The 1,159-nt window shown below is 68.8% G+C and carries 2 protein-coding genes; one reads left to right on the top strand and one right to left on the bottom strand.

The window, feature by feature from the left end; genetic code table 11:
• Nucleotides 1-180: 180 nt before the first annotated feature.
• The gene (locus G6553_RS20450) at nt 181-915 is read left to right on the top strand and encodes a TetR/AcrR family transcriptional regulator C-terminal domain-containing protein (protein WP_207620084.1); all 735 of its coding nucleotides are present in this window, start codon (nt 181-183) and stop codon (nt 913-915) included.
• Between the two features lie 114 nt (nt 916-1,029).
• On the opposite strand, the gene G6553_RS20445 is transcribed toward G6553_RS20450, so the two are convergent.
• A partial coding sequence (locus G6553_RS20445; RefSeq protein ID WP_166196955.1) for a DUF2382 domain-containing protein occupies nt 1,030-1,159 on the bottom strand: 130 nt, incomplete at its 5' end.

The following is a 1,159-nucleotide window of genomic DNA, read 5'->3' as shown; positions in this document are numbered from 1 at the left end:
AGGTCACTCTGGCCGAGAAGACGCACGGATGCGGCCCTTCGCCGCGGGCGGGTCCGGTCACTTCGGCCGGTCTGGCGGCCGACGGCTCACGGCGCGCGAGCGCGGTGGCCGGGGGCGTGAAGAGTGATGCGCTCAGCCGGCGTGGCTTGGCTTCCTAGACTGCTCGTGAGGAGGTTGCCGGTGAGCGAGGACGATGGCTACGTCGACGGGGACGCACGGGTTCTCGAGGGCGGTGAGGGGTCGATGCAGCGGCCGGGTCTGTCGCGCGAGCGCATCGTTGTCGCCGCGGTCGAGTTTATCGACGACTCTGGTTTGCCGGGTCTGACGATGCGCAAGCTCGGCCAGCAGCTCGGTGTCGAGGCGATGTCGCTGTACCGGTACGTGCCTAGTCGCGAGGACCTGTTGGACGAGGTGGTCGCGTGGGTGATGGGCGAGATGGAGGACGACCCGGACGTCGTCTCCTCACCCGTCAATGGTTGGCAGGACTTCTTGCAGCGGCTCGCGCACGCAGTTCGCAGGGTGGCGGTCAAGCACCCAAGGGTCTTTCCGCTGGTGGCGTCGCGGCCGGTGGAGGCGCCGTGGCTGCGGCCGCCGCTGCGAAGCTTGTCGTGGGTGGAGCGTTTCCTCGACGCTCTGCTCGACGAAGGATTCGATGACGACGGGGCGGTCGGGGCGTACCGGGCGTTCTCCAGCTTCCTGCTGGGGCACCTGCTGTTGGAGGTTGCGGTGCATGGCGCCGACGTCGGTCCCTTGGACGTGGTGGAGGAGGATCCTGGCGAGCGGAACCTTGCGGAGTATCCAACGGTTGAACGGTTGCGGCCGGCGCTGTCGGATGACCAGTCCGCGATCGAGTTCGAGGACGCCCTCGAGGAGTTGCTGCGCCGCCTCGAGCTCATCCGCACTGGGGTGGGCTGAGCCAGCGCTCGGAACGTAGGAGCCGGCCGCACCCCGGGGGGTGCGGCCGGCACGGTTCGTCTGCGGTTCCGGCTTACTTCGGTGTCGGTGCCGGGGCGTCGAGCGCGACGACGGTCAGATACGGCGATCCTCGACGTCGCCCTCGACCTCGATGTGCTCCTTGCGCACGTCCTCGGTGACGGTCTCCTCGTCGACGACCGTCTCCTTGCCGAGGCGCACCCGCTCGACGGGCTCGGCCGTCTTG

The organism is Nocardioides sp. IC4_145 (assembly GCF_011250565.1).
Taxonomy (GTDB): Bacteria; Actinomycetota; Actinomycetes; order Propionibacteriales; family Nocardioidaceae; genus Nocardioides.
The sequence above is the reverse complement of the archived record's forward strand: the minus strand, read 5'-3'. Positions and strand labels throughout refer to the sequence as shown.